The sequence below is a fragment of the Pseudomonas sp. PS02290 genome, from assembly GCF_029960075.1.
In the GTDB taxonomy this organism is placed as follows: Bacteria; Pseudomonadota; Gammaproteobacteria; order Pseudomonadales; family Pseudomonadaceae; genus Aquipseudomonas.
On the sequence record NZ_JASCOY010000178.1, the window covers coordinates 1 to 4937 of the forward strand.

Consider the following 4937-nt stretch of genomic DNA (forward strand, 5'->3'; position numbering starts at 1 on the left):
GTAGTCCAGACACCACAAATCGCGACTTGGGTGCAGGCCGAACGTAGACGACGCGGAGTGGGCCGAGCGGCATGGATGCCGCGAGAGCGCCGTCAGGACATGGATGTCCGTTCGGCGCGGGCCCACGGAGCGTCGTCGGAGTGAGGGAACCCTGACGAAGGAAGGGCCCAGCCGAGAGCAGGCACTTTTGCTTACTTTTGGTGCTTTTCAAAAGTAAGTCGCCGAAGGCGAAATGTCTGCCCTTAGGCAGACGCTCTTGATCTTCGTACCTTCAAGGCGCTATCGCGCCGTCAACAAGCACCTGCGCCTCAGCCACCAGACGCTTCAGATGCTCCTCGCCCTTGAAGCTCTCGGCGTAGATCTTGTAAATATCCTCAGTACCCGACGGCCGCGCAGCGAACCAGCCGTTCTCGGTAATGACCTTCAAGCCACCAATCGCCTGATCATTGCCCGGCGCCTTGCTCAGGATGCTCTCAATCTTCTCACCCGCCAGCTCAGTGGACGTGACCTGCTCCGGCGACAGCTTGCTCAACAGCGCCTTCTGCTCGAAGTTGGCCTTTGCCTCGACGCGGGTCGACACTGGTTCGCCCAGCTCATCGGTCAACGCCTTGTACATCTCGCTCGGGTCACGGCCTTTGCGCGCGCGGATTTCCGCGGCCAGCAATGCCGGGATCAAACCATCCTTGTCCGTCGTCCAGACCGTCCCGTCGCGACGCAGGAACGACGCACCGGCACTCTCCTCACCGCCAAAGCCCAGCGAACCCTCGTACAACCCTTCGGCGAAGAACTTGAAGCCCACTGGCACTTCGTAGAGGCGGCGGCCCAGACGTTGGGTCACGCGATCGATCATCCCGCTGCTGACCACGGTCTTGCCGACGGCCGCATCGGCGCGCCAGTCAGGACGGTTCTGAAACAGGTAATCGATCGACACCGCCAGGTAATTGTTCGGCGCCAGCAGGCCGCCGGTCGGCGTCACGATGCCGTGACGGTCGTGGTCCGGGTCGCAGGCAAAGGCCACCTGGAAGCGGTCCTTCAGACCGATCAGGCTCTGCATTGCGAAATTGGACGACGGGTCCATGCGGATCTTGCCGTCCCAGTCCACGCTCATGAACCGGAAGGTCGGATCGACGAACGTGTTCACCACTTCCAGATTCAGGCCGTAGTGCTCACCAATCGCCGACCAGTAACGCACACCCGCCCCGCCCAGCGGGTCAACGCCCAGGTGCAGGTTGGCGCCACGAATGGCGTCCATGTCGATGACGTTTTTCAAGTCAGCCACGTACGTGTTGATGTAGTCATGGCGATGGGTGGTGTCGGCGCGCAGGGCTTTGTCGTGGGTGATGCGCTGGACATTGACGATGCGCTCGGCGAGCAATTCGTTGGCTTTGTTCTCGATCCACTTGGTGATGTGCGAGTCAGCCGGGCCGCCGTTGGTGGGGTTGTACTTGAAGCCACCGCTTTCCGGCGGGTTGTGCGAGGGCGTGATGACGATGCCGTCGGCCAGACCGGTCTTGCGCCCGCGGTTGTAGCAGATGATGGCGTGGGAGATCGCCGGCGTCGGGGTGTATTCGTCACCCTCGGAGATCATCACGTTGACGCCGTTGGCCGCCAGCACTTCCAGCGCCGAAGCGGCCGCCGGGGTCGACAGTGCGTGAGTGTCGGCGCCGAGGAACAGCGGGCCGTCGATGCCGTTGGCCTGGCGGTACAGGCAGATCGCCTGACTGATGGCCAGCACGTGCCACTCGTTGAAGCTTAATTCGAAAGAACTGCCGCGGTGCCCGGAAGTACCGAAGGCAACACGCTGGGTCGCCACCGACGCGTCGGGCTGGCCGGTGTAATAGGCCGTCACCAGACGAGGAAGATCGACCAGCAATTCTGCGGGCGCCAGTTTGCCCGCGAATGGACTGATACTCATGCGAAACCTCCGTGGATGAAAAATAGGGAAATGACAAAAAGAAAAAGTCCCGACCAGGCGGGAAACGCCCTGAAACGCCGCCTGAAATGCCAGTGACGCGGCAGTTTACTGGCAGTTGGACCGTGGCGCTCGGCTATCGATCCGTAACGCCTTGAGACAATTAGCTGCCCCACATCATAGCTGCCACCACGCCGGTAACAGTTGCTGGATCTTGCGCTCGGCGAAGCGATCGTCGATCAGCACCACCACGCCGCGATCGTCCAGACCCCGAATCACCCGGCCGGCGGCCTGCACCACTTTCTGCATGCCGGGGTACAAATAGGTGTAGTCGTAACCGGCGCCGAACAACAGGCTCATGCGCTGTTTAAGTTGCTCGTTGACCGGGTTGATCTGCGCCAGGCCCAGGGTGGCGATGAACGCACCGATCAACCGAGCCCCCGGCAGGTCGATGCCCTCGCCGAACGCCCCGCCCAGCACCGCAAAACCGATGCCTTGACTGGCGGGGGTAAAGCGATCGAGAAAGGCCTGCCGTTCGGCCTCGGCCATGCCCCGGGATTGTTTCCAGACCGGGACAGCCGGGTGGCTGCGCTCCATCAGCTCGGCGACTTGCTGGAGATAATCGAAGCTGCTGAAAAACGCCAGATAGTTGCCCGGCCGCGCTTCGAACTGCCGCGCCATCAGCTCGACGATGGGCGCCAGCGAGGCCTGCCGATGGGTGTAGCGGGTGGAAATGCGGCTGACGATTTCGACGTCTAGCTGCGACCGTTGGAACGGCGACTCGACGTCGACCCAGGCCGTGGTGTCGGGCAGGCCCAGCAAGTCGCGGTAGAAATGCCTTGGATTGAGGGTCGCGGAAAACAGCACCGCACTGATCGCGGCGGTCAGGCGCGGACGCACAAACCCCGCCGGGACGACATTGCGCAGGCACAGCCGGGACAGCGACTTGCTGCCCAGTTCACGCTTGCTGATATCGAACAGGAAATGCTCGTCGAACAACTCGGCAATGCGACCGAACTGGATCGCCTCAAAGTAGAAACTCTGCAGCTCGCCGTTGGCCGCATGGGGGTGCTCGTTGAAGTAGTCGCCAAACGCGGTGATGCACAGGTTGAGACTGTTGAGAAACTTGGCCGGCGTGGCGGCGTAGGCCTGGTAAGGGGCGACTTGTTCCTTGTGCAGGGCATTCCAGTCGCGGTTGAGCCGCTGCAAGGCCTTTTTCACCGGCTCCGGCGCGCTCTGCCGCACCTGATTCATGCTGTGCTGATCGAGGGTCGCGCTGTAAATCGACCGCGCCCGCTCAACCATGTTGTGCGCCTCATCCACCAAGACCGCGACGCGCCACTGATTGAACTGGCTGAGCCCGAACAGCATGCCGCTGAGGTCGAAATAGTAGTTGTAGTCGGCGATCACCACGTCCGACCAGCGCGCCAGCTCCTGGCTCAGGTAATACGGGCAGACCTGATGGCCCAGCGCAACCTCGCGCACGCCGGCCTGATCGAGCCACGGCTTGATCATCGCCTCGCTCCGCGCCGCCGGCAGCCGGTCGTAAAAACCTTTGGCGAGCGGGCATGAATCCCCGTTGCAGGCCTTGTCCGGGTATTCGCAGGCCTTGTCCCGGGCGACCATTTCCAGCACGCGCAGGTTCAGCTCTGGAGCACTCCGCCCAATCACGCTCAGCGCATCCAGCGCCAGCTTGCGCCCCGGGGTCTTGGCGGTGAGGAAAAACACCTTGTCCAGCTTGCGCGTCGGCGCGGCTTTGAGCATCGGGAACACCGTGCCGATGGTCTTGCCAATGCCGGTGGGCGCCTGGGCCATCAAACAGCGCCCGGTGCTGACCGCCTTGTACACCGACTCGGCCAACGCCCGCTGCCCGGTGCGGAAATCGGCGTGGGGAAACTTCAGAGCGCTGAGCCCATGGTCGCGGGCGTCGCGGTGGGCCAGTTCCTGCCGCGCCCACTGCAGGAAGATGCCGGCCTGAGTTTCGAAAAACCCCTGTAACTCGGCTGCCGTGAAACGCTGCTGAATAAGGGTTTCCTGCTCACTGATGATGTTGAAGTACACCAGCGCAAGATTGACCTCGGCCAGCTGCAACTGCTCGCACAGCAGCCAGCCATACACCTTCGCCTGGGCCCAGTGCAGCTGCCGGTGGTTGGCGGGCAGACTGCTCAGATCACCGCGATAGGTCTTGATCTCCTCGAGCTGGTTCAGCGCAGCATCGTAGCCGTCCGCCCTGCCCCGAATCCTCAGCTCATGAAACACCCCGCTCAACGCCACCTCAGCCTGATACTGCGGCCCCCGCCGCGCCGCCACCGTCCGATGCCCGGCAATCCCCTCCTGCGCCGTGGGCGACGGCGTAAAGCGCAAATCCAGATCCCCCGCCTTCGCCGTAAACTCACACAACTCCCGCACCGCCACCCGGTAACCCGTTTCCGGATCGACAGCCGCCACCGCCACAGGCTCGACAGGAGCTGCGCAGGTATCGGGGGAAAGAGCGGAAATGGAAGTCACTTAAAAGGCTGGCCGTCGATCGGAACACTGGACGGACGTACAGATAACAGCTCAATGCCGTCGAGGCAAACGGAAATGGATTGGCGGACAGATTTCGGCGCAGAGCGCCAGGGGATGCATACCCACGCAGAGCGTGGGGACGATCAACGCGTGCAGTCAGGAGCTGGTTTCAACCATCCCAATTGATGGCGCACCTACCGGCCTCTTCCCGGCTAAAGCCGGTCCCACTATAAAGCAGCGCGTGTAGTCAGTGAAATTGGTGGCGGTCACACCGGCCTCTTCCCGGCTGAAGCCGGTCCTACCAGGGAAGCCGTTGATCTGCTCTTGATCCTCATACACAGAAAGCCCAGACACCGCCAAACGCGACTTGGGTGCAGGCTGAACGCAGGTCTCGCTCCGTGGGCCGAGCGGCATGGATGCCGCGAGAGCCGCCCCCCGCCATGGATGGCGGATGGCGGCGGGCCCACGGAGCGTCGTCGGACTGAGGGTATTCCGACGAAGGAGGAACCCAACCAGG

General features: G+C 62.6%; 2 protein-coding genes. Both read right to left on the reverse strand.

What is annotated here, in order from left to right; genetic code table 11:
- Positions 1-271 precede the first annotated feature (271 nt).
- A complete protein-coding gene (pgm, locus tag QMX88_RS28730; protein WP_282373629.1) occupies positions 272-1915 on the reverse strand; it encodes a phosphoglucomutase (alpha-D-glucose-1,6-bisphosphate-dependent) in 1644 nt (547 codons plus the stop codon).
- 174 nt (positions 1916-2089) lie between these two features.
- The gene (locus QMX88_RS28735) at positions 2090-4360 is read right to left on the reverse strand and encodes an ATP-dependent DNA helicase (RefSeq protein ID WP_442969507.1); all 2271 of its coding nucleotides are present in this window, start codon (positions 4358-4360) and stop codon (positions 2090-2092) included.
- Between the last annotated feature and the right edge of the window lie 577 nt (positions 4361-4937).